The sequence below is a fragment of the Ligilactobacillus ruminis ATCC 27782 genome, assembly GCF_000224985.1.
GTDB lineage: Bacteria > Bacillota > Bacilli > Lactobacillales > Lactobacillaceae > Ligilactobacillus > Ligilactobacillus ruminis.
The window spans coordinates 887253-909987 of the sequence record NC_015975.1 but is presented as its reverse complement, the minus strand read 5'-3'; the positions used below and the strand labels follow the sequence as shown (position 1 = coordinate 909987).

Sequence of the window (22735 nt, the reverse complement as noted above, 5' to 3'; positions counted from 1 at the left end):
GTAATATTATACACCATCTTAGCGGAAGAAATACCGCTGAATATCGTTCCACGTTACCAAAAACATTAAAATCAACATAAATGCGAAACCGATCAAAGTCAAAACGACTTCCTTATTCGGATCGATTGGCTTGCCTCTGACAGCTTCAATAACGTTCAGCAAAAGCTTGCCGCCATCCAAAGCAGGAATCGGCAGCAGGTTGACGATTCCAAGGTTGACCGATAGAAACGCGAGCAGCGAAATAACACTGACAACGCCATACTGAGCCGCTTTTGAAGTATATGAATACATCGCGACGGGGCCGCCGAGATCATTTAAGCTGAATCCGTGAATCATTGCTCCCAAAGCCGCAAAAATCTTTTTCATGACGTTCCACGTTTGAACAAACCCGTACTCGGCAATCGCAATCGGAGAGCGGTTGACTGCCTGTTTTGCAATCACCCCGATTTTGCCTGATTTTTTGCCGTCTTCAGTCACCGTCTTGGGTTTGAGGCTGATGTTTAGAACCTGATCTTTGCCGCGTTTGACCTTAAAAATAAGTTTTTTGCCCGGGTTGGCATCAATTTTTGCAGCCATTTCCGAAAAATCGGCAACCTTTTCGCCGTTGATCGAAACAACCGTGTCGCCCTTTTTCAACCCGGCTTTTTGCGCAACGGAATCGTGCTGCACTTGACCAAGCGTCGTCGTATTGGTAATGACGCCGCCCTGCATTACCGCTACGAGCGCAAACGCAACGATTGCCAACAAAAAATTGTTCAATGCCCCGGCAAAGTTCGTCATCATCCTGTTAGGAAGCGCCGCCGATTGAAATTGAACGTCAAGCGGTGCAATCTGAACCTCGGTTCCGTCTGATTCGATAATCATCGCATCGTGATCGACCTGATAGGTTACCTCTTTTGTTTCGTCACCGTTTTCATAACCTTTGATCCATAATTCTTGATCAAGATCCCATGCAGACACCTCAAGCGGCACTGCATTTAACAAAGTCATCTTGGAAGATGCGTTGATTTTCCTGACGATGCCGTTATCGTCCAACAACAGCGAAATCGGCTGTCCTTTTTTTAAAGAATCTTCCTCATCTTCAAGTCCGGCCATGCGAACGTATCCGCCAAGAGGCAAGATCCTCAGCGTATAAGTTGTTCCGTTTTTGTGATACGCGTAAATTTTTGGCCCCATGCCGATGGAAAATTCACGCACCAGAATTCCGGAACGCTTAGCGAAGAAATAGTGCCCGAATTCATGTACGAACACCAATACTCCAAAGACGATGATAAAAGTTATTATTGTCGTAATCACGGGCAGATTCCTCTCTGGCCTAAATCAGGCCGAACAAATGCATCAATGGCAACACAAACAACAATGAATCGAAGCGATCCAAAATTCCGCCGTGTCCCGGAAGAATTTTACCGGAATCTTTAACGCCATAATGACGTTTGAAAGCAGATTCGATCAAATCGCCGATCTGACCGCCGACAGACAAAACAACCGTCAACAACAGCATAATCGGAAGGCCATAGGCAAACTTGACCGGTGAAAATGCAAGGTAAAGGCCAACGACGATTACGCTCACGAGACTTCCGCCGATTGACCCTTCCCACGTCTTGTTGGGGCTGACATGCGGCGCAAGTTTGTGCCTGCCGAGCTTTCGACCAATCAGATAAGCACCAGAGTCGGTAATCCAAACAATCAAAAGCGCATATAAGATGACCCAAACGCTTTGGGCACGAGCCTGCATCATCAAATGAAAGCCCATCCCGGCATAGAGCGCACCTAAAGCCGTAACGCCTGCATCATCAAACGAAATGCGGTTTTTTGAAAAAACAGTGTAGATCAAAAGCGCAAGCATTACGAAATAAAAAGCATCAAGCGTCGTGACGTTTTTCGGCAAAAACCTTGCACACTGGCCAGGCGCAAGCATCACCGCAATACCAATAAAACTGAGCAATGCTTCAACGGAAACGATCAGCTCTTTTTTCATGATTAAAAATTCAGACATTCCGGCAATGCCCATTGCAAAAACCAAAACATTAAACGGCACGCCGCCAATCAATAATAACGGAATAAAAACGGCCAAAGCCACGACTGCCGTAATGACACGTGTTCTCATTATTTTTTGTCCCCCTCGTTCAGACCGCCGAAACGACGATCTCGTTGTTGAAATTTGCTGATATCTTCCGCCAGATCAGCCGGAGAATAATCAGGCCAAAAAGTATCGGTGAAAACCATCTCGCTGTAAGCAAGCTGCCACAACAGGAAGTTGGAAATGCGTTCTTCACCGCTTGTCCGAATTAAAAGGTCCGGATCATCATACGGATAAACGGATGCCGTCATCAGACTCTTGCGGATCGTTTCTTCATCAATCTCATCTGCAGCAAGCTCGTTATTTTGAACCTTCTCGGCAATTTTTTTGACGCCGGTCACGATCTCTGCTCTGCCACCGTAATTCAAAGCAAAGTTCAAAATCATTCCCGTGCAGTTTTTTGTTTGCTCAATCGCATCAAAAACGGCTTTTTGCGTCTTTTCCGGCAATTGATCCGTATACCCCATCACGTTTACCTTGACGTTGTTTTCAATCAATTCAGGAACAAACGTGTCAAAAAATTTTGAAGGAAGATCCATCAAAAAACTGACTTCAGACTTGGGACGCTTCCAATTTTCAGTTGAAAATGCATAAAGCGTCAAAACTTTGACACCAAGATTGCTTGCTGCTTTGGTAATTTCCTTTACGTTCTCCATCCCTTGCTTATGTCCGGCAACTCTCGGCAAATGTCTCTTTTGCGCCCAACGTCCGTTGCCGTCCATGATGACAGCGATATGGTTTGGAATCTTATTTTCATCTAAATCGACTTCTTCAGTTTCATTTTCTGAATTCGTCTTAAATAATTTTGAAAACATCTTTTCAAAACCTCCGAATCATGTTTCAGCAGATACAAGAATAACGGGGCAGCTGAGCGCATTCTGCCTGAAATTGCGCCGTTTTGCCCCGTTATTTCGGAAAGCTGACTATTCTGCCAAAATTTCTTTTTCCTTAGCAGCCGTAATTCCATCAATATTCTTGATTGAAGCGTCCGTAATCTTTTGTGCTTCGTCTTCCAGATCATGAAGCACGTCTTCGCTCATGTCGCCGTTCTTTTGTGCCTTTTTTAATGAATCCATCATTTCGCGACGAACGTTTCTGACCGCAACTTTGCCCTTTTCAGCCGCCGCACGAACCTGTTTGGCAAGTTCCTTGCGTCGTTCTTCAGTAAGCTGCGGAATGACCAAACGAATTGCACTGCCATCGTTCATCGGCGTCAAGCCGAGATCTGATGCCAACAAGGCATGTTCGACGTCTTTTAAAGAAGACTTGTCATATGGCGTAACAAGCAAAACGCGTGCTTCAGGGACTGAAATTTGCGCCATTTGGTTAAGCGGAGTCGGAGCACCGTAGTATTCAACCATCACGCGATTGAGCAGGCTGGCATTGGCGACGCCGGCACGAATCCCGCCAAGCTCATGCTGCAAAGCGGCTTCTGCTTTTTGCATCTTTTCTTGATATTTAACTAGTTCTGAACTAACACCCATTGTTATTTCTTCCTTCCTGATTATCGATAAATCATCGATCAAGTATTTAAGTATCCGTTGCTTTTTCAAGTCAACCTTTTTGAGGAAATTATCATTGATATCACGAGATAATTCCAAATCATCACCAAATACTATGTTATCTAACCAAAGTAAATTTGTCAAAAATAATCTGACATCAAAAAAGCCGGGAACTGCGCACCCGGCTTTTAAAGCTGTCAATTATTTCGTAACCGTCGTACCGATATTTTCACCGACAACAACTTTCTTGATGTTGCCGTGCTTATTCATATTGAAGACGACAAGCGGAATATCATTATCCATTGAAAGGGAGGATGCCGTCGTATCCATTACGTTAAGACCTTTGTTGATAATATCAAGATGCGTCAAATTGTCATACTTGACCGCATTTTCATCTTGACGAGGATCTGCCGAATATACCCCGTCAACACCGTTTTTGGCCATCAAAATCACATCGGCGTTAATTTCTGAGGCACGTAACGCAGCAGTCGTATCAGTTGAGAAATATGGAGAACCGGTCCCAGCGGCAAAAATCACGATGCGGCCTTTTTCGAGGTGACGCATGGCTTTTCTTCTGATATAAGGTTCAGCAACCTGGCGCATTTCAATCGCCGTTTGAACGCGTGTCGGAACCCCGACCGATTCCAAATTATCCTGCAATGCCAACGCGTTCATCACCGTGCCGAGCATGCCGATGTAGTCGGCTTGCGCACGTTCCATGCCCATCGCTGCACCTGCTTCGCCGCGCCACATATTGCCGCCGCCGACAACAATCGCGATTTCGACTCCGAGATCATGAACTTCCTTGATTTCTTCGGCAACTTTACGGATTTCGGGTGGATTGATGCCATGGCCTGCTTCACCGGCCAATGCCTCACCGCTCAATTTCAAAACAACACGTTTGTATTTAATATCCGCCATCTGAGTTAATTCCTCCTAAATCTTGATTCATTATAGGCCATAAACCATTCTAAGATATGATACCATTATTTTCATATGCTTTCAAACTGCTTTTCTAAAAAGATTTCCATCGTGAAATTCAGAGTTTTACGACATCATCGTCTTTATGACCCCAACGAAGCGGATCTACCAAATTTTCCAACACGAAATTCTCGGTTTCAGACTCGTATTCAAAAACCGCAATGCTGCAATTCGGAATTCCATGCTGATTTCTGATCAATTGCATCGTATCCGACTCGTATTCGTATCGGTTATGCCCGTATAATGGTGTAAATTGATAAAAAAAAGAGAGCCAAGTGCTCAGCTCCCAGGTATAATTAAATCAACAAACAACAATAATACTAGGAGGATGAACAAATGGCCCAATTAAATATTACCTTAAATCAAGAGGAAATTCTACAACTTCTTTCAAAGGATCACGATCAGGCATTTCGCGAACTGCTTCGTAAAAGTCTCAATAGTATTCTGATGGCGGAATCCACTGCTCAGCTCAAGGCTGAGCCTTATGAACGGTCAGAAGAACGCACGGACAGCCGCAACGGCACTCGAGAACGCGAGCTCAAGACACGGATAGGCAAAATCACCTTAACTGTGCCGAGACATCGCAATGTTCCTTTTAAGACTCTTGTTTTCGAGAACTATTCCCGAAGCGAAGCTGCCTTGATCGCCAGTATGGCGGAGATGGTTGTCAGCGGAGTAGCGACGCGTAAAGTGTCGAATATCATGGAAACTTTGTGCGGAACGACATTTTCTAAGTCCTCAGTTTCAGAAGTATGCAAGGATCTGATTGAAAAGGTCAATGAGTTCAAGGACAGACCCTTGACCGGAGACTACCCTTTTTTAATAGTGGATGCAACCTACTTCAAGGTCAGGGACAAACACAGAATTGTTTCCAAAGCGTTTATGATCGCTTATGGTACGAATCAGGAAGGACATCGTGAAATCCTTGGATTTGAAGTATATGACAACGAATCCAAAGAAACTTGGAATTCCTTTCTCCAAAAACTGAAAAAACGTGGCCTCCAAGGGCTTTTGATGATCACTTCTGATGCTCATGAAGGTATTCAGGATGCCGTCAGTAAGGTATTTCCTGAGGTTCCATGGCAAAGGTGCCAGTTTCATTTTGCCAGGAACATTTCGGGAAAATCACCAAAAAAATATCAGGCAGGCATCAGAGCCGAACTTCAGGAAATGTGGAACTGCGAAACTATAGAAGATGCACGTAAAAAACGTGATGAAATCATCGCTGATTACAGAGATGTTGCTGAATCTGCCATGTCATGCCTCGATGAAGGCTTTGAAAGTGCCATGACCGTCATGGCGCTTCCTAAGAATTTGCGGAGATATTTCAGAACATCAAACCATATAGAACGACTGAACAAAGAGCTGAAGCGACGTTCTTCCGTCATCGGAATCTTCCCAAACGAGAACTCGCTGATGCGGCTGATGGGGTTCCGTTCTGTTGGAAAGAAACGATGTCGTTAGCTCCAAGAAAGCCATATTCAGTCCGGCAACCTACGCAAAAATGATCAAGTCTAAGACGGTTGCTGAACTAAAAGAATTGGCAGAGGAACAACAAAAACTAAGAGCTGCGTAAGGTGTATCACTCTTTCCGAAGCTGTCAAGGGAACCTCTTCGAGGTGCGCAGATGGCGCACCCTTGACAGCTCCTTCAAGAGTGATAGTGGACAGACATGGATGCATTCGCATCCCCTGCACAACTTGTGCCTGGGAAAAAATATTTTACACACAAATTAGGACTTGACTCGTATCCGGTGCGAAACGATCCAAAAAAGTTCCGATCGTGCATCCGTGCGAGACGATCAAAATATTTTCTCCTTCTTCTTTTTTCATGATTGCCTTAACGCAATTTTCAAATCTTTCAGCCATTTCTTGAACGGACTCGCCTCCGTACGGAACAAACGCATCGGTGTTGTCAACGAACCAATTCTTAGGCTGCGTGAACTCGCGCTGCCCTTCATAAAGTCCGAAATAAATTTCTTTCAATGCCTTGAGTCTAGTATAGGGCTTGTCCGTGATTAATTCCGCAGTATCTGAAGTTCTTTCCGAAGTCGACGTGTAAACTGCTGAAAAATCAACGTTCCTGAGCGATCTCCCTGCTTCTTTTGCCTGTTTTCTGCCAAGTTCGGTCAGCGGCGAATCACACCATCCTTGAGTCATGTGCAATTCGTTAAACAACGTTTGACCGTGGCGCACCAAATATAGTTTTTTCATGTCTCTCACCTCGAAATTTATCCTGTCTGTTAATTTTAAAAAAATGAAAAGAACTTCTTATGGATATTTTGCGATTTTTTTCACTGCTTCTTTTAAAATCAAGCATACTCTTGCTATAATTGATAATGTTGAGATATAAAGAAAGGATTGAAATTTCGTTGACTAACCAAACTCGACAAAAAAGGTCTCATCCTCAAAAGCGAAGCCCGTTCTCCAAAAGCAGCCTGTTGCTCATGCTGCTTGTTCTCGGACTCGGTTTCATCTTGGGCTATCGGACCAGGACTTATATGAATCAGATAGTTGTCGAAACAACTGATGCCGTGTTAAAAGAAGGTCCCGGCACTGAATTTCCGCAAAAAAGCTTCCTGAAAAAAGAACAACGTCTGACCGTCTATTCAAGAAAGAATCACTGGCTTCACGTTAAAACGGACAACGGCAAAACAGGATGGGTCGCTGATTGGATGATTGCCGATGGTTATAAGAACCCGATCGAAAAGCTCAGCGATGCGACGATCGTCATTGATGCCGGTCACGGCGGCGCAGATTCGGGCGCATTGTCAATCAAAAACAAGATGGAAAAGAAGTACACGCTCCTTTATGCCAAAGAACTTGAGCAAAAGCTTGAAAGTTATGGTACCAAGGTCTACATGACGCGTTCTTCAGATAAAACGGTCAGCCTTTCTTCAAGACCGATTCTTGCCCAACAGGTTCATGCCGATGCTTTCATCAGTATTCACTTTGATTCTTGCGATCAGCCGAATGCCGCTTCGGGATTTACGACATATTACTATCACACCGGCAAATCGCTTAAACTCGCACGCTGCATCAACCAGAGCTTCGGAGCCCTGGGACTTGAAAATCGCGGTGTTGACAAAGGAGATTTTCTCGTTATCCGTGACAACACTCAGCCGTCAGTTTTGCTTGAAATGGGCTACATCAACACCCAAAAGGATTTCGAAAATATCTCCGATCCTTCATATCGCAGCGAAGCAATGGACGACGTCGTAAAAGGCCTAAAGAAGTTTATTGAAAATAACGATTGAAAAAGAGGCTGCCTCAAATTAAAAACCCGAATGATGCCGGGGTTTTGCGGATGCGTGACAATCGCCTGCTATGTCGGAACAACCCAAAAACAAAACGTGTCTGTAAATTTTAAATGAGATCTTTCCTTGAACAGCACTGTATTTTATAAAATAAAAAATGCCGGACAAAGCCAGTCGCAAATCGACCGTCTTCGTTCGGCATTTCGTTAAATTCAAGCAGAAAGCAGGAATTTTTGCTGTCAACTATTTGTTTTCCGTTCTCAGATACAGTTCTTCCAACTGCTTTTCGGAAACGGTGCTCGGGGCATTCGTCAATGGTTCTGACGCCTTGGAATTCTTAGGGAAGGCAATCACTTCACGAATATTGTCTTTGCCGGCAAGAAGCATTGCGAAACGGTCAAGGCCAAGAGCCAGGCCGCCATGAGGAGGGAATCCGTAATCAAGTGCCTCCATGAACCAACCGAATTGTGCTTCAGCGCTTTCCTTCGTAAATCCAAGCGCTTTGAACATCTTTTCCTGGATATCGCGACGATGGATACGAATCGAACCACCGCCAAGCTCATACCCGTTCAAAACGATGTCATAGCTTTGAGCATGACATTTGTGCGGATCCGTTTCAAGCAGATCCAGATCTTCTTCGTTTGGCATCGTGAACGGATGATGAGCTGCGATATAGCGTTCAAATTCCTCGCTGTACTCAAACAACGGCCAGTCGACGACCCAAATGAACGCAAATTTGGAATTGTCGATCAGATCAAGTTCCTTTGCAATCGAAACGCGCAAATATCCAAGAGAATCAGCAACGACCTTGCGATTGTCGGCAACGAACAACAACAGGTCGCCAGCTTTGGCACCGGTTGCTTCTTTGACTTCTGCTTCCTTTTCTTTGAAGAACTTGGAAACGGGACCGGCCAAGCCTTCGTCCGTCACTTTCATCCAAGCCAGGCCTTTGGCGCCGAAACGCTTGATGTATTCCTGCTTTTCTTCGATCTTTTTGCGCGAATACTTATCAGCACCGCCAGGAACGACGATTGCTTTGACCTGACCGCCGTTTTCAAGCGCCGAATCAAAGACCTTAAAGCCGGCACCCTTGACGACTTCTGCCATATCCTGCAATTCCATGCCAAAACGAATGTCCGGCTTGTCTGAACCGAAACGATCCATCGCTTCGTTCCAAGTAATCTGCTTGATCGGCGTTTCAATTTCGATTCCAAGAGTTTCTTTCATGACTGCTTTCAGCAAGCCTTCCGTCATTTCGCGAATTTCATCAGCCGTCATGAATGACATTTCCATATCAATCTGAGTAAATTCAGGCTGACGATCACCGCGCAGATCCTCATCACGGAAGCAGCGCGCAATTTGATAATAGCGATCATAGCCTGCCCCCATCAGCAATTGCTTAAAGAGCTGCGGTGATTGCGGAAGTGCGTAGAAATGTCCCGGATAAACACGCGACGGAACCAGATAATCACGGGCACCTTCAGGAGTCGAGCGCGTCAAATATGGCGTTTCGATGTCAAGAAAATGGTTTTCATCCAAATAACGATGAACGGTTTGCGTGATTCGATTTCTGATCATCAAAGAACGCTGCATTTCAGGACGACGCAAATCGAGATAACGATAACGCAGACGAGTGTCGTCAGTTGCCGTCGTATCATCTTCGATGCTGAATGGAGTCGTTTTTGCTTCGTTTAAAATCGTGACCTTGCTTGTTTCAACTTCGATTTTGCCGGTTTTCATATTCGGGTTGACGGCATTTTCAGCACGACCGACGACCTTGCCGACGATTTCGATTACGTATTCGCTTTTAAGCGTTTCGGCAATTTTGAATGCTTCTTCTGAAATTTCATGACTGAAAACAAGCTGAACCAAGCCTTCACGATCGCGAAGGTCTGCAAAAATCAAATTTCCCAAATTGCGGCTTTTTTGTACCCAGCCTTTCAAAACCACTTCTTGACCGAGATACTTTTCATCGACCAATCCAGCGTATGTCGTTCGCTTCATTTAATATCTTCCTTTCCTACTTTGCAAGTTTCGCAAAGTCTTCATAAACATCATTTAAGGAAACGCTTATTTCTTCGCCTGTTTCCATTTTCTTCAAATTAGCTTTTCCTTCGGCAAGTTCCGTTTCGCCGATCGTCAAGGTATACTTGGCGTCAAGCTTGCTTGCCGTCTTGAATTGCGCCTTTGGCTTGCGCGACAGATAATCGCGATCGGCACTGAATCCCTGGCGTCTCAATGACATTGCAATCTTAAGCGTTTCAGCATTCGTGCTTTCACCGATGCCGACAACGTAAACGTCAAGATCGTTTTCGATGTCAAATGCATCCTCTTCTGCCTCCAAGATAAGCAGCAAACGCTCAACGCCAAGACCAAAGCCGATGCCCGGCGTTTCAGGTCCGCCAAGCTGTTCAACCAGACCGTTGTAGCGTCCGCCGGCACAAACGGTTGTCCACTTGCCTGAAAAGACCTTGGAATCGCTCATGATTTCAAAAATCGTATGGTTGTAGTAATCAAGGCCGCGAACCATGTTTGAATCGATTTCGTATTCGATGCCAAGGTCGTCAAGCAACGATTTAACCGTTTCAAAGTGCTTTTTTGCATCGTCCGTCAAATAATCGAGAATTGACGGTGCTCCTTCAACGATTTTTTGATCGCCTTCATCTTTTGAATCCAACACGCGCAACGGATTTTTGTGAAGACGTTCTTTTGAATCATCTGAAAGTTCCGCTTCAAAAGGTTCGAGATAATCAATCAAAGCTTGTCGATAAGCCGCGCGCGACTCATTGTCGCCAAGCGTGTTCAAAGCAAGCTTAAGACTGTTCAAACCAAAACTCTTGAGAAGTTCGATCGCCATTGCGATGACTTCAACGTCAAGCGTCGGATTGTCGACGCCGAATGCTTCGACGCCGATTTGGTGAAATTCGCGGAAACGTCCGGCTTGCGGGCGTTCATAGCGAAACATCGGTCCGATGTAATATGTCTTGAACGGCTTTTGAATTTCTGGTCCGTAAAGCTTGTTTTCCACATAGCTGCGAACGACTCCAGCAGTTCCTTCAGGACGAAGCGTAACGTGACGATCGCCCTTGTCAAAAAAATCATACATTTCCTTTGTCACAATGTCTGAAGTTTCGCCAGACGTTCTTGAAAAGACCTCAAAGTTTTCAAAAATCGGCGTTCTCATTTCCTGATAGCGAAATTTTTTGAATAATGCACGTGCCTTTTTTTCAATAAATTGCCATTTTTCGGAATCGCCCGGCAAAATATCGGCAGTGCCCTTTGGACGTTGGTACTTCATTTTTAATTCCTCCTGTTGATTTTCCGGCAACAAAAAAGCCCCTATCGATCATCTCTGATCGACAAGGGCGCAAAAGCACGGTACCACCTTGGCTTATAAACTCAGGGATAACGCGCCATGTCGCGGTGCTTTCATCAAGCACGCCTCGAAAGTGTCTTTCGAAAAGTCGATCCGTTGGACTTTGCAGCATCCGTCCACTCTCTGTGCGGTCTTCCTTTCTACTCCTCTTTTTCACCGGTTCATTTATGATAAATACAGTGTACTAAATATCAAATGTTAAGTCAAGCGTTGTTACGGCTTGTTTTTATTGAACAAGCAAACACATCTCACCTGATCGGCAAACCTTTAGCGTACGTTTCTTTAGCTTCCGTCAGCGTCATTTCATTGAGACCGCCATCAAAGCGCTCAAAGACAACCACCTCATAGTCATCTTTAGCCATATTTGCACCTCACGTTACAAATGAAAGTCAGCTATTTTTTCTGGCTGCTCTCATCTCACGTTCCTTGCGTCTTTTCTTTCCATACTCTTCTAATTCTTTTGCTCTTTCTTTTTGAAGACGCAGTTCTTCTTCGGTATAATCCGGCTTGCGTGATTCTGCATAGATTCGCTCCAGATAATATTTTCGAGCCAATTCCTTACTCAACATAAAAATATCACCTCAATTTATAAATATACAAACCAGCCACTTTTTTCACTAACTCTAAATCAGCACCACCGTTTATAACAAACTCTCGCTGCTTTCTATATGCTTCATCAGCTATCAACTCAACGTAACCGCCATTACTTCCCCTGGGAACAATAATTGTCACATTGGGTACCTTTCCTATTGCTGCCCCAGGTGCGACCGACGTACTCGTAAATTTGTAGGAAACACCGACTAAGTCTCTAGGATAGAAATCATTTCTGTATGCTATTATATCATCCTTCAACCTAAATGATATGGCGGCCTTGATATTGTCTGCGTTTCTCAAAATGATTTCCTTATCTAGAGTATACTCTTATTTAATCGATGTTGATGATAAGAAAAATTACGTCAATTATCACGGAAATTAAAGCAGTAAATTAAAGAATAAATTATTCATATGTGTGCAAACTGTGTGCAGACTTTTTTAAAACATACTAAAACATATGAAAACTCAGAAACAAAAAAATCGCCTATAAACGTTATCATATCAACGTTTATGGGCGATTTTAAAATTATTTGAACTATAGCATATTGAACTATAGCATATTGTTTATAAAAAGGAGAGTACAGGATTTGAACCTGCGCGCCGGTACTACCGGTTCGCCGGATTTCGAGTCCGGTGCATTACCACTCTGCCAACTCTCCACAACAGCATTAATTATATCAACTAATATTGCTATTGGCAAGAGGAAATTTCATTATCTTTTAAATAATTCTTTTTTTATGCCGTGATTGACGAGATAAGCCACTTTCTTGGCACGAGATTGATGCTTGAAAGCATATTCTGCTTTCAACGCACTGGATTTGTCAGAAAATTCTTCGTGATATATCAGCTTGACGGGCCGCCTGTTTCGCGTATATTTGGCTCCTTTGCCGCTGTTGTGCTTTGCTGTACGAACTTTCAAATCGGTCGTAAACCCTCCGTAAAGCGTTTTGTCAGAACAAAGAAGAACATAAAAATAATATTTTTTATCCATATACGATCTTCCTGACTTCTTCCGTGTACTTCCCGTTTTCTTCGTAGACGAAAAGCGGCGGCATAAAGCGAAGTCCGCCCGGCTTGCCGTCTTTTATGGCTTCAACGAGCACCATGTTTGCTTCGCGATTCCTTTTTGGATAGACGAACTGCACTCGTTTCGGCTCCAAACGATGCTTCTTCATCAATTCGATCATTTCGATCAAGCGTTCCGGACGATGAACGTACGAAACCCTTCCGTTCATTTTGAGCAAACCGCTGGCCTGTTCAATCGTCTGTTCAAGCGTCACCGCAAGCTCATGCCGAGCCAATGCCAAATACTGATTGGGATTTTTCTTGCTGTCGGGCTGATCTTCAAAATACGGCGGGTTGCAGGTCACCGTATCGATCGAGTCCTTTGCCAAATACTCAAAAACATTGTTCAAATCATCGTTGATCACCGTTACGCGTTCTTCCAAACCGTTTAGGTCAATGCTTCTTTTTGCCATGTCGGCCAAACGCGGCTGAATTTCGACTTCGTAGATTTGCGCACTGGATTTTGGCGTCAAAAAAAGACCGACCGCACCGTTTCCTGCACATAAATCAACTATTTTCTGCTCCTTTTTCTTAGCCGGGTTGGCAAAATCAGCCAATAAAACGGCATCTAACGAAAACGAAAATACCTCGCTGCTTTGAATAACCTTTATGCCGTTTGAAAAAAGCGCATCGACGCGCTCATTTGCATGAATTTCAACATCCATTTCTTTTCCCTCGTTCACTTGTTTAGGATATCTGTATATTATACCATTTCCTGGTCAGCTTTTCGAAAAACTTGTAATTTATGTCGTTTCATTTTAATATTAGGTGTGAATACATTTTGAAAGGGAGAAAAAATTTGTTCTATTCTTTTATCAGAGTCGTTGCGCGATTCATCGTCTTCGTTTTAAACGGCAACGCTCATTATGAAAATAAAGATAAACTTCCAAAGGGAAACTATATCCTGGTTGCGCCGCACCGTGCTTGGTTTGACATGATCTATTTCGCTTTGGCGGCGGCACCGAAAAAATTTTGTTTCATGGCCAAAAAGGAACTTTTTAAAAATCCAATCCTGAAATTCATCTTGGTTCATGCCAATGCTTTTTCGGTCGATCGAGAAAATCCAGGGGCATCAGCCATCAAAAAACCTGTCAAACTGCTAAAAAGCACCGATTTGTCGCTCATAATCTTTCCGTCCGGCACGCGTCACAGCCAAAACCTCAAAGGCGGTGCCGTTTTGATTTCAAAACTTTCCGGAGTTCCGCTTGTTCCCGTCGTCTACCAAGGACCCGTAACCTTTAAAGATTTATGCAAACGCCAAAAATTAACGGTTCGTTTCGGAGATCCGATTGAAGTCAATCGTAAAATGAAACTGACGGATGAAAATCAGGCTGAAATTCTTGAAAAAATGAATCAGGCATTCGATAAGCTCGATAAAGAAATCGATCCGAACTACCATTATGTCGATCCGCATCCGAAAAAATAACCGAGACCGTCAGTTTATCTGGCGTTTTTTGCTTTATTCGCAAATAATTTCAAAGCTAAAAAATACCTGCTGCAATCGCTCATCATTGAAGTGCAATAAAAAAGTTAGACAAAATTAAACAATTAAGCTGTCATGGCATGATTTCGGTATTCTACCGGAGTCATGCCTTTTGTTTTTAAAGAAACCCGTTCGTAATTAAAGAAATGGATATAGTCTTGAACCATCATTTGAAATGCAGTAATGTCTTCAAATAATGGTAGCCCATCCAGCAACTCAGTTTTCAGTATGTGGAAAAAGCTTTCCACTGGTGCGTTATCCAGACAATGTCCCTTACGAGACATACTTTGAACAAAGTGATGGTTAGCCAATCTTTGAGTATAGTAAGGCAACTGATACTGCCATCCCTGATCCGAATGAATCAAGGGGCAGGCATGATCAGGAAGATTCCTGATTAATTCATCCACAGTCCTTGTAATTAAATCTGAATTCGGGTGAAGGCTGACCTGACATGCCAGAACTTCCTTACTGGCCTCATCAGTCATCACCGAAAGGTAAGCCCAGGTTTGATTAGCCAGACGGACCTGACTGACATCTGTATGGCACACCTGATAGGGTTTTGTCGCGCAAAAGTTCTGATGTAATCGGTTAGGAGCAAGATGACCTACGGTACCTCGATAGGACGAATACTTTCGATTTTGATGACGGTTGTAGATGGTTACCTGAATGTCCAGGTCACGCATTAGCCTCCGAACGGTATCACCAGCCAGATGAATTCCCAGACGTTCCAATTCAACTTGAATTCGTCGATAACCGGCAGTGAAACGATTTCTCATGGAATACTTCTGCGCAATAATCATCATCTGCCTTTTAACTTCATGATACTTGTCAAACTTATTACTGATGCGCTTACGTTCATCATAGTAAGTTGCCCGTTTCAACTCTAATTTAGACAGTAAGTCATTAAGACTGAAACGTTCAGCTTTAGGCATTTGTAACTGTTCGGCCCTGATCTGGTCAAGAATCATCGTTTTCCGTCGTGCTTTGAGTTCCAGAACAGGGCCGCCGCTTTTTTTAATATGGCTGCGTCCAGACGTGCATCATACAATTCTTTCTTTAGCTTGATAATTTCAGCCTTCAGCCGCTCATTTTCGCTCAATTCTGATGATGTTGGTTTCTTTTCCGGGTGTTTTGGTGATTTCATTTGTTTTGGCTTCCTTCCCTTTTGATGAGGACGCAAAGCTTCTATACCACCCGTTTTAAATAGTGTCCTCCAATGGGATACTTGACCTGGAAGCAGATCAAACCTGGCAGCAACTTCAGCTATGGTTACCTCATGTGTTTGATAATAGTCTATCACAGCCAGTTTAAAATCAGTGTCAAATATTCTCTTATTTCTACTATGACGAATTTTACCTTGAAGTCGATATGTTTGAATCCAGCTTCGAACAACCCTTGAATTGAGGTTGTATTCTCGAGCTAATTGGATACTCGTTGCCATTCCCTGATTATATTTACTAATAATTTCCGCTTTCAGTTCCTAACTGTACTTGGCCATAAAAATACCCCACAATCATTAGACTACTTTGTCTAACAATTATAGGGCACTTCAGATGCAACAGGTATTTTTCTTTAATTCGAATTAATTTTTATGCGCCTTGCCCTTGTGTTTGCGCACTTTGCATGCGATAAAGCTCAGCATAGCGTCCGTTCAAAGCAAGCAGGCTTTCGTGATTGCCGCGTTCAACGATATTGTTGCCCTTGTCAAGAACAAGAATCAAATCGGCATCCTTGATCGTTGACAGACGGTGGGCAATCGCAATCGTCGTTCTGCCCTTTCGCATCTGATTCATCCCGTGCTGAATCATCATTTCAGTCTGAGTGTCGATATTTGCCGTTGCTTCATCTAGAATCAAAATTTTAGGATCTCTGACGATCGTTCGCGCAAATGAAAGAAGCTGCCTCTGTCCGGCTGAAAAAGCTCCTCCGCGTTCAAAGACCTTTGAATCATATTTTTGCGGAAGTTTTTCGATAAATGACGAAGCATTGACAAATTCAGCTGCTTCTTTGACTTGTTCATCGGTAATCGATTTGTCATACATCCTGATATTCGTCTTGATGTCGCCATAAAACAAGAACGGCTCTTGCAAAACAAGTCCCAGCTTGCTCCTCAGTTCGGCAGTCGAATAATCTCTGATGTCATGTCCGTCGATTAAAATCTGACCGCTCGAAAACTCATAAAATCGCATTAAAACATTGATGATTGAACTTTTGCCGCTGCCGGTATGTCCGACCAAAGCAACGGTCTGCCCTGGTTCAACGGTAAAATTGATGTTTTTCAAAACCGGATTGTCTTCATCGTAACCAAAAACAACATCCTTAAACTCGATTCGCCCGGCAGTAATTTCAGCATCAGACTCTTCATTTTGCTTAGGGGCATACGTTTTTTCGTCCATGATTTTCAAAATGCGACTTCCGGCAACGATTCCGTCCTGAAAAACGGACATGTAATCCATCACATTCGTCATCGGATTGAAGAAGTTTTGCACATACGACAGGAACGCATAGATAACACCTGCCTTGACGAAATTATCCAATCCTTGAACGCCAAAATATGTCAAAGTTACCAACTCAGCCAAATTGAACAATAACGTAACAATCGGAAAGAGCAGCAATGAGTTGATCTTGATCATCTTGAAACGCATCTGCATATATGCTTCGTTTTCATCTTCAAATTCATGCGTGATTCGTTTTTGTTGCCTGAATTGCTGAATAATGCTGATTCCCATCAAAGATTCGTTCAGTTTCGTGTTGATTCGACTGAGATATTCGCGCAGGCGCCGATAAATTTTTGAACTTAATTTTTCATAAAGATAAGTCGTCGCAAAAATCACCGGCAAAAAAATCAGAGTCAGACAAGCTAACGAAACGCTCACGCTTGCCATTGCGAAAAATGCTGAAATAACCGAAAAACTTGCGACAAAAATCGTCAAAAAAAGCGTCCAAAAATCAAATAGCGTTTTCGTATCGTTCGTAACCCTTGAAACGATGGAACCCGCAGGCACGTTATCAAAATATTTGAGTCCTAACGTATGAAGCTTTTTAAAAAGTTCAACGCGAATTCTTTCAAGCGTTCGTTCGGCACCCATTCCAAAGGCAAACTGTTGTATGAACTGAGTTGCCGCCTTAATGATCGTTCCTAAAAAATACAGTCCGGCAAATGCCCAAATCATATTCATCGTCGTGTTCGAATTCGTCAGGTAATGATCAAGGTAGTATTGCAATGCACGAGGCAATGCGATATTGATCAGACTCAAAACAAGCGCAAACACGATTGCCGTAATGAACTGCCCTTTAAATTCCATTGCGTAAGGAATCAAGCGTTTAATAATCGTTTTTTGCTCTTTTCTTGTAAATGATCTTGCCCAAACCGACTCATGTTTCATTATGCCTCATCCCCCTTTCCGATATTTTGCTCAAGTCGCTGCATCTCAAACGTTTTTTGGTACCATCCTCCGTTTTGGGCAAGCTGCTCATGCGTTCCTCGTTCAACGACCGTCCCATGATCGATTACGATAATTTCATCGGCTCCCATAACCGAGCTCAAACGGCTGGCAACCATGATTGTCGTGCGATCCGCACGATTTTTCTTGATTCGTTCAAGAATGTGCTTTTCCGTTTTTGCGTCGACAGCAGAAAGCGAATCGTCCAAAATCAACAGTTCGGGCGAAACCATCAGTGCTCTGGCAATGGCCAAGCGTTGTTTTTGCCCTCCTGAAAGAGAGACGCCCATTTCCCCGACTTCAGTATCATAGCCTTCCTGCATCTGAACGATGTCTTCATCAAGATCGGCAGTATAGGCAGCTTTTTCGACTTCTTTTTGATCGGCCAAAGGCTTGGCAAACCGAATGTTTTCACGAATGCTTGTTGAAAATAAGAAGCTTGTCTGCGGAACATAACCGATTTGCGTCAGGAAATCCTGCATTTGATAATCGCGAATATCATGACTGCCAAACGTGATCTTACCGTCATAGCTGTCAAATTCACGCATCAAAAGACGTAAAATCGTGGATTTCCCGGCACCGGTTCGGCCAACGATTCCAAGTACTTTGCCAGGTTTTACCTCAAATTTGACATTTTGCAAATTGACGCCGCGATCTTTTTGATCAGGATACTTAAATTCCTTAATGTCAAATGCAAGCTCTCCTTCAACATCTGAATGTTCTTCAAGTTTTGGCTGAACCCAGTGATTCTTTTCTCCAAGAAGCAGCATGATTCGATCGTAGCTGGCAGTGCCGCGTTCAAGAATGTTGAACAAACGTCCGATAGCAAACATCGGCCAAATCAATTCAGACAGATAAGAAACAAACGATACGAGCTGCCCGATTGAAATCGTTCCGTTCAAAACCGAACTGCCTCCGTAAACAATCGTCATAATGTATGAAAACCCCAAAATAATCGTCGTTGCCGGATCAAACAAGGAATCAATCACGATCGATTTTTTGTCGGCAGCAATCGTCTTGTCAACATGACGTTCAAAATCTTCAATGTCCTGCTTTTCCTGTCCAAGCGTTTTAATAACCTTGACGCCTGTAATGCTTTCTTGCGTCTTATTGTTCAGATCTGAAAATGCAGCCTGGGCATCACTGAACGCATCATGAATCTTCTTGCCAAGATATGTTGCTTCCAAAGCTAAAAAAGGCAAAGGAATGATTGCTAAAATAGTCAAGCGCCAGTCAACGAAGATGCACATCGCAATCAAAGTCGAACAGCCCGTCATCAACGAATCTGCCAAAGTCAAAATTCCTGAACCTGCGACTTCTCTGACCGCATCAACGTCATTGGTCGCATGCGCCATCAAATCACCGACGCGATGGTTGGCATAAAACGTCTGATCCATCTTCATAAAATGCTGAAAAAGACGACTTCTGATTTGCCTTTCTAAAATAAATGACGTGCCAAATATGTATTTTCTCCAAACATAACGCATCAGATATCGCATAACGGAACTGAAAAGAAAAATCAAAAGCATTAGACACAAAAAATTTGGTTTCAGGTTTCTCTGCGAAATGGCATCAACGATGCTTCCGATCACCTTAGGAGGAACGATTGTCATGATTGCCGTCACGAACAGAGCTAAAACGCCGATAACGTAACGTTTTTTCTGTTCTTTGAAAAACCAGTCCAAACGTTTAAAAATACCCAAAATAAACACCCCTTTTCTAAAAAATAAAAAAGCCAGGCACGCAGAAATCGCATCCCTGGCTTGATTTCAGCAAGATTTAAACATATGATCATTTCTTATCCATGTTTGCTTTCATTGCTGTCATCATTTGGTGAAGTTTCTTTTCGGAAGGCTTTTGGCCCATTTGGACCATCATCGTCCTTAACATTTGCTCATTGATAGGAGGATTCTTCTTTAAATAATCTTCCATATACTTGCGAGCCGCAAAAAAACCACCTGCAAAGCAAGCCAAGCCCACTAATACGATGATCAGCACTAAGACTGGTGTCGACATACTAACGCCCCCTTCTGATTAAAACTAAGTCTCAACAAATAATTTTACACAATATCAAATAAAAAATAAAGTGAAACCTCAAGAAACTTTACCTTGTCTGCTAATCATCACGCAATCCGCGTTTCCTTTGGATGTTTTTAACCTTCTCGGGCGTGACTTCCTTACCGTCTTTATCATAAATTTGAAGCATTTCAATTCGATTTCTGAATCCTTCGCGAAAAATAGACAAGTATGTCTCGCGAAGGCTTTTTTGTTCTTCTTTTTCTTCCGGAGTCAGACCGACAGTCTTTTTCCTGTTGGCCAACTCATTGATTCGATCGATGAGATTTTGCGGAATTTGACCATTATCCATCAATGGAGCCTCCTATTTTTAAATTCAACATGGCTAATGATATCTGAAATTTAAGAAAAAAACAAGTTTTTTGCTCACACGTTCGGAAAAGTTTTTGAACGAACTTTAGTTTGATTATCGATTGATTTATGTTATAATGATAACAAAATATAAAAGGGGGTGTACCCATGCCAAAAAAGCCATCAGAAAAACGCCAAATCAAGGTTTTGCGCTACATCTACAACACGGTTCAAGAGAAAGGCTATCCTCCAACCGTTCGCGAAATTTGCAAAGCAGTGGAACTTTCTTCCACTTCAACGGTTCACGGTCATTTGGCACGTTTAGCCAAACGCGGCTATCTCAAAAAAGACCCGACCAAGCCGCGTGCAATGGAAATTACGCCAGAAGGCCTGGAAGCCATCGGTGAGACTCCCAAGAAAACGAAAATTCCGGTTATCGGTACCGTCACTGCCGGTGCGCCAATTCTTGCCGTTGAGGAAACAACCGAGTATTTTCCGCTTCCTCCGGAATTTGAAAGCGCAGATGACTTGTTCATGTTGACAATTCGTGGCGAAAGCATGATCAATGCCGGAATTTTAAACAGTGATCAGGTTATTGTCCGCAAGCAGAACTATGCTGATAACGGGGACATCGTTATTGCGATGACCGAAGATAACGAAGCAACTTGCAAACGATTCTTCAAAGAACGTGACCATTACCGCTTGCAACCGGAAAATGATACGATGGCACCGATTATTTTAAACAGCGTCAGCATCGTTGGCAAAGTAATCGGTCTGTATCGTAATATGATTCGATGACTCAAATAATAAATGCGATTGCCCCATGAAAAGAAGGCAATCGCTTTTTTTACGAACAAAGGTCGCTGCCTTGCCCTAAGGTTTGACAACAACCTTTGTTTTAATTTTTTCTTGTCTCTTTGGCCATCTTGAAAAGTTCCTGCGCATGCTCCAAAGTCAATTCCGTAATCTTTGATCCGGACAGCATTCTTGCCAACTCTTGGACCCTTTCGCTATTATTCAAGAACTTGACGTGCGTTTCGGTTCTTCCGTCGATGACGTGCTTTGCAATAAAGTAATGGTGATCAGCAATTGCCGCAACCTGAGGCAGATGCGTAATGCAAAGAACTTGCGAATTACGAGAAATCAGACTGATTTTTTCAGCAATTGCCTGAGCAACGCGTCCGCTGACGCCGGTATCGACCTCGTCAAAAATAATGCTTGTTACGCCTTGTTTTTGTGCAAAAATAGTTTTCAAGGCCAGCATGATTCGCGATAATTCACCACCGGATGCAATTTTTGCCAGTGCGCCCATTTCTTCGCCAGGATTCGTTTGAATGTAAAATTCAACCCGATCAATCCCGTCTTCATTCAATTCAGCTGCATTTTCCTTAAGAAACTTGACTTCAAAAACGGCTTTATCCATGCAAAGTTCAGCAAGCTGCTGATGAATCGCTTTTTCCAGACCTTTAGCCACGGCTTTTCTTCTTTCGCTAAGCTTTGCAGCTAAAGACAGCGCCTCAGACCGTGCCTTTTTGACGCTTTCTTCTTGTTCGCTTGAGTCTCTGTCAACTTGCTGCATTTCGTCAAGTTCGGCAGAAATTTTCTCAAAATATGCCAAAATCTGCGGAATCGAGTCTCCGTATTTGCGCTTTAACTGATGAATCGTTTCAAGTCTTGCTTCGATTTCATCCAAGCGATTTTCATCCCACTCCATTGTATCAAGCTCATTTGAAACGTCTCTGCCGACATCTTGCAGGCCGTAAAAAGCCTCTGAAATTTTATCGGCTATCGAACTCAGTTTGTCGCTGATTCCTGCAACCTTGTTCATTTCCTCCATGACGTTTCCAAGCACGCCCAAAACATCGAATTCTTCGCCGTTAAAGGCTTCATAGCCCGTTTCAAGCGCATCATGAATCATTTGGTAATTGTCAAGCTCTTCTTTTTCCGAAAGAAGTTTTTCTTCTTCGTCAGAGACCAGATTGGCCGACTTGATTTCCTGAACCTGAAACTGCAGCATGTCCATCCTTTGCGCCCACTGCTTTTCGTTCGTCTCTCTTTTTTCAAGTGACTTTTTCTTTTTCAAAAAATCCGCATATCGTTCATGATACTCGTTTAAAAGCGGAGCAAGAGAATTGTCGAATCCATCGAGCAGCTTGATGTGATTTTCAGGATGCATCAATTCCTGATGTTCGTTTTGGCCATGAATATCAATCAGCGTTTCGCCAACGCGACGAAGCGTGGTCAAGTTGACCATCGCCCCGTTGATTCGACAAATATTTTTACCGCTTCGATAAATGTCGCGCTGCAAAATAAGGCCGTCGCTTTCAACGTCAATTCCGAATTCATCGAGAACGTCATTTGTCTTTGAATCTCCGGGAACGTCAAATAATCCTTGAATCACGGCTTTGTTTGCACCTTTTCTGATAAAATCGACCGAACCTCGTCCACCGGAAAGCAATCCCAAGGCATCAATGATAATTGATTTTCCGGCACCGGTTTCACCGGTCAGGACCGTCATTTGGCTTTGAAACTCCAGATCCATTTTTTCAATGATTGCAAAATCGCGAATCGTCAACTCTTGAAGCAAA

The 22735-nt window shown here is 43.3% G+C and carries 25 protein-coding genes and 1 tRNA gene; 5 read left to right on the top strand and 21 right to left on the bottom strand.

The genetic code is table 11. The features are described 5' to 3' along the window. Positions 1 to 18 precede the first annotated feature (18 nt). From rseP to LRC_RS11215, 6 genes are all read right to left on the bottom strand, one after another. A complete protein-coding gene (rseP, locus tag LRC_RS04630) occupies positions 19 to 1296 on the bottom strand; it encodes an RIP metalloprotease RseP (protein WP_014073355.1) in 1278 nt (425 codons plus the stop codon). A 19-nt stretch (positions 1297 to 1315) separates the two neighbouring features. Then, positions 1316 to 2107 carry a phosphatidate cytidylyltransferase gene (locus LRC_RS04625; protein WP_014073354.1) on the bottom strand — a complete coding sequence of 264 codons (792 nt, stop codon included), beginning with the start codon at positions 2105 to 2107 and terminating at the stop codon, positions 1316 to 1318. Beyond that, positions 2107 to 2895 carry an isoprenyl transferase gene (locus tag LRC_RS04620; protein ID WP_014073353.1) on the bottom strand — a complete coding sequence of 263 codons (789 nt, stop codon included), beginning with the start codon at positions 2893 to 2895 and terminating at the stop codon, positions 2107 to 2109. Before LRC_RS04620 ends, LRC_RS04625 begins: the two co-directional genes overlap by 1 nt. Before the next feature lie 108 nt (positions 2896 to 3003). Beyond that, a complete protein-coding gene (frr, locus tag LRC_RS04615; protein WP_003694053.1) occupies positions 3004 to 3564 on the bottom strand; it encodes a ribosome recycling factor in 561 nt (186 codons plus the stop codon). A 219-nt stretch (positions 3565 to 3783) separates the two neighbouring features. Next, the gene (gene pyrH, locus LRC_RS04610; RefSeq protein WP_014073352.1) at positions 3784 to 4503 is read right to left on the bottom strand and encodes a UMP kinase; all 720 of its coding nucleotides are present in this window, start codon (positions 4501 to 4503) and stop codon (positions 3784 to 3786) included. Between the two features lie 118 nt (positions 4504 to 4621). Then, entirely contained in the window at positions 4622 to 4768 is a 147-nt protein-coding gene (locus tag LRC_RS11215; RefSeq protein WP_241531257.1) for a hypothetical protein, read from the bottom strand. Positions 4769 to 4899: 131 nt separating this feature from the next. On the opposite strand from LRC_RS11215, the gene LRC_RS04605 reads away from it, so the two are divergent. Further along, positions 4900 to 6027 carry an IS256 family transposase gene (locus LRC_RS04605; protein ID WP_014073351.1) on the top strand — a complete coding sequence of 376 codons (1128 nt, stop codon included), beginning with the start codon at positions 4900 to 4902 and terminating at the stop codon, positions 6025 to 6027. After that, entirely contained in the window at positions 6005 to 6139 is a 135-nt protein-coding gene (locus LRC_RS12355) for a hypothetical protein (RefSeq protein ID WP_014073350.1), read from the top strand. The genes LRC_RS04605 and LRC_RS12355 overlap by 23 nt, the downstream gene beginning before the upstream one ends. 145 nt (positions 6140 to 6284) lie before the next feature. On the opposite strand, the gene LRC_RS04600 is transcribed toward LRC_RS12355, so the two are convergent. Continuing rightward, positions 6285 to 6776: a histidine phosphatase family protein gene (locus tag LRC_RS04600; RefSeq protein ID WP_014073349.1), complete on the bottom strand. Its 492-nt coding sequence runs from the start codon at positions 6774 to 6776 to the stop codon at positions 6285 to 6287. A gap of 233 nt (positions 6777 to 7009) precedes the next feature. Between LRC_RS04600 and LRC_RS04595 the strand changes: the two genes are divergently transcribed. Then, positions 7010 to 7819 (top strand): N-acetylmuramoyl-L-alanine amidase family protein, encoded by an 810-nt coding sequence (locus LRC_RS04595; protein WP_014073347.1) that lies wholly within the window; start codon positions 7010 to 7012, stop codon positions 7817 to 7819. A 243-nt stretch (positions 7820 to 8062) separates the two neighbouring features. On the opposite strand, the gene aspS is transcribed toward LRC_RS04595, so the two are convergent. From aspS to LRC_RS04555, 7 genes are all read right to left on the bottom strand, one after another. Beyond that, entirely contained in the window at positions 8063 to 9823 is a 1761-nt protein-coding gene (aspS, locus tag LRC_RS04585; RefSeq protein ID WP_014073346.1) for an aspartate--tRNA ligase, read from the bottom strand. Positions 9824 to 9839: 16 nt separating this feature from the next. Further along, on the bottom strand, positions 9840 to 11117 hold the full coding sequence (gene hisS, locus LRC_RS04580) for a histidine--tRNA ligase (protein WP_014073345.1): 1278 nt from the start codon (positions 11115 to 11117) through the stop codon (positions 9840 to 9842). 467 nt (positions 11118 to 11584) lie between these two features. Then, positions 11585 to 11764 (bottom strand): hypothetical protein, encoded by a 180-nt coding sequence (locus LRC_RS04575; RefSeq protein WP_014073343.1) that lies wholly within the window; start codon positions 11762 to 11764, stop codon positions 11585 to 11587. A 7-nt stretch (positions 11765 to 11771) separates the two neighbouring features. Continuing rightward, positions 11772 to 12089, bottom strand: coding sequence for an ADP-ribosyltransferase family protein (locus LRC_RS04570; protein ID WP_049780072.1), 318 nt, complete (start codon positions 12087 to 12089; stop codon positions 11772 to 11774). Between the two features lie 272 nt (positions 12090 to 12361). Beyond that, positions 12362 to 12448 (bottom strand) — tRNA-Ser (locus LRC_RS04565). Positions 12449 to 12501: 53 nt separating this feature from the next. Continuing rightward, positions 12502 to 12780 carry a GIY-YIG nuclease family protein gene (locus tag LRC_RS04560; RefSeq protein ID WP_014073342.1) on the bottom strand — a complete coding sequence of 93 codons (279 nt, stop codon included), beginning with the start codon at positions 12778 to 12780 and terminating at the stop codon, positions 12502 to 12504. Beyond that, positions 12773 to 13519, bottom strand: coding sequence for a tRNA1(Val) (adenine(37)-N6)-methyltransferase (locus tag LRC_RS04555; RefSeq protein ID WP_014073341.1), 747 nt, complete (start codon positions 13517 to 13519; stop codon positions 12773 to 12775). The genes LRC_RS04560 and LRC_RS04555 overlap by 8 nt, the downstream gene beginning before the upstream one ends. Before the next feature lie 134 nt (positions 13520 to 13653). Here LRC_RS04555 and LRC_RS04550 point away from each other — a divergent pair, with 134 nt between their 5' ends. After that, a complete protein-coding gene (locus LRC_RS04550) occupies positions 13654 to 14280 on the top strand; it encodes a lysophospholipid acyltransferase family protein (protein ID WP_041819956.1) in 627 nt (208 codons plus the stop codon). Positions 14281 to 14402: 122 nt separating this feature from the next. Here the strand turns inward: LRC_RS04550 and LRC_RS04545 are convergent, their stop codons facing one another. The 6 genes from LRC_RS04545 to LRC_RS04520 form a co-directional block, all read right to left on the bottom strand. Further along, positions 14403 to 15305, bottom strand: coding sequence for an IS3 family transposase (locus LRC_RS04545; RefSeq protein WP_014073339.1), 903 nt, complete (start codon positions 15303 to 15305; stop codon positions 14403 to 14405). Then, complete coding sequence (locus tag LRC_RS04540) at positions 15302 to 15799, bottom strand: helix-turn-helix domain-containing protein (protein WP_258414849.1); 498 nt, start codon at positions 15797 to 15799, stop codon at positions 15302 to 15304. Before LRC_RS04540 ends, LRC_RS04545 begins: the two co-directional genes overlap by 4 nt. 127 nt (positions 15800 to 15926) lie before the next feature. Then, positions 15927 to 17723: an ABC transporter ATP-binding protein gene (locus LRC_RS04535; protein ID WP_014073337.1), complete on the bottom strand. Its 1797-nt coding sequence runs from the start codon at positions 17721 to 17723 to the stop codon at positions 15927 to 15929. After that, positions 17723 to 19483 (bottom strand): ABC transporter ATP-binding protein, encoded by a 1761-nt coding sequence (locus LRC_RS04530; protein WP_014073336.1) that lies wholly within the window; start codon positions 19481 to 19483, stop codon positions 17723 to 17725. Before LRC_RS04530 ends, LRC_RS04535 begins: the two co-directional genes overlap by 1 nt. Positions 19484 to 19571: 88 nt before the next feature. After that, entirely contained in the window at positions 19572 to 19796 is a 225-nt protein-coding gene (locus LRC_RS04525) for a YneF family protein (protein ID WP_014073335.1), read from the bottom strand. A 100-nt stretch (positions 19797 to 19896) separates the two neighbouring features. Beyond that, a complete protein-coding gene (locus LRC_RS04520) occupies positions 19897 to 20148 on the bottom strand; it encodes a DUF896 domain-containing protein (RefSeq protein ID WP_014073334.1) in 252 nt (83 codons plus the stop codon). 167 nt (positions 20149 to 20315) lie between these two features. Here LRC_RS04520 and lexA point away from each other — a divergent pair, with 167 nt between their 5' ends. Continuing rightward, positions 20316 to 20945, top strand: a complete 630-nt coding sequence (lexA, locus tag LRC_RS04515) for a transcriptional repressor LexA (RefSeq protein ID WP_014073333.1) — start codon at positions 20316 to 20318, stop codon at positions 20943 to 20945. Positions 20946 to 21045: 100 nt separating this feature from the next. Here the strand turns inward: lexA and recN are convergent, their stop codons facing one another. Continuing rightward, positions 21046 to 22734: a DNA repair protein RecN gene (gene recN / locus LRC_RS04510; protein ID WP_014073332.1), complete on the bottom strand. Its 1689-nt coding sequence runs from the start codon at positions 22732 to 22734 to the stop codon at positions 21046 to 21048. Position 22735: the final 1 nt, after the last annotated feature.

Coding starts and splice junctions, on each gene's coding strand:
- LRC_RS04595 (WP_014073347.1), top strand. CDS start 7,010: ATGCTGCTTGTTCTCGGACTCGGTTTCATCTTGGGCTATCGGACCAGG.
- LRC_RS04575 (WP_014073343.1), bottom strand. CDS start 11,764: ATGTTGAGTAAGGAATTGGCTCGAAAATATTATCTGGAGCGAATCTAT.
- LRC_RS04620 (WP_014073353.1), bottom strand. CDS start 2,895: ATGTTTTCAAAATTATTTAAGACGAATTCAGAAAATGAAACTGAAGAA.
- aspS (WP_014073346.1), bottom strand. CDS start 9,823: ATGAAGCGAACGACATACGCTGGATTGGTCGATGAAAAGTATCTCGGT.
- LRC_RS04520 (WP_014073334.1), bottom strand. CDS start 20,148: ATGGATAATGGTCAAATTCCGCAAAATCTCATCGATCGAATCAATGAG.
- LRC_RS04600 (WP_014073349.1), bottom strand. CDS start 6,776: ATGAAAAAACTATATTTGGTGCGCCACGGTCAAACGTTGTTTAACGAA.
- LRC_RS04605 (WP_014073351.1), top strand. CDS start 4,900: ATGGCCCAATTAAATATTACCTTAAATCAAGAGGAAATTCTACAACTT.
- lexA (WP_014073333.1), top strand. CDS start 20,316: ATGCCAAAAAAGCCATCAGAAAAACGCCAAATCAAGGTTTTGCGCTAC.
- hisS (WP_014073345.1), bottom strand. CDS start 11,117: ATGAAGTACCAACGTCCAAAGGGCACTGCCGATATTTTGCCGGGCGAT.
- LRC_RS04555 (WP_014073341.1), bottom strand. CDS start 13,519: ATGGATGTTGAAATTCATGCAAATGAGCGCGTCGATGCGCTTTTTTCA.
- LRC_RS04525 (WP_014073335.1), bottom strand. CDS start 19,796: ATGTCGACACCAGTCTTAGTGCTGATCATCGTATTAGTGGGCTTGGCT.
- pyrH (WP_014073352.1), bottom strand. CDS start 4,503: ATGGCGGATATTAAATACAAACGTGTTGTTTTGAAATTGAGCGGTGAG.
- LRC_RS04560 (WP_014073342.1), bottom strand. CDS start 12,780: ATGGATAAAAAATATTATTTTTATGTTCTTCTTTGTTCTGACAAAACG.
- LRC_RS04625 (WP_014073354.1), bottom strand. CDS start 2,107: ATGAGAACACGTGTCATTACGGCAGTCGTGGCTTTGGCCGTTTTTATT.
- frr (WP_003694053.1), bottom strand. CDS start 3,564: ATGGGTGTTAGTTCAGAACTAGTTAAATATCAAGAAAAGATGCAAAAA.
- LRC_RS04545 (WP_014073339.1), bottom strand. CDS start 15,305: ATGATTCTTGACCAGATCAGGGCCGAACAGTTACAAATGCCTAAAGCT.
- LRC_RS04535 (WP_014073337.1), bottom strand. CDS start 17,723: ATGAAACATGAGTCGGTTTGGGCAAGATCATTTACAAGAAAAGAGCAA.
- LRC_RS11215 (WP_241531257.1), bottom strand. CDS start 4,768: ATGCAATTGATCAGAAATCAGCATGGAATTCCGAATTGCAGCATTGCG.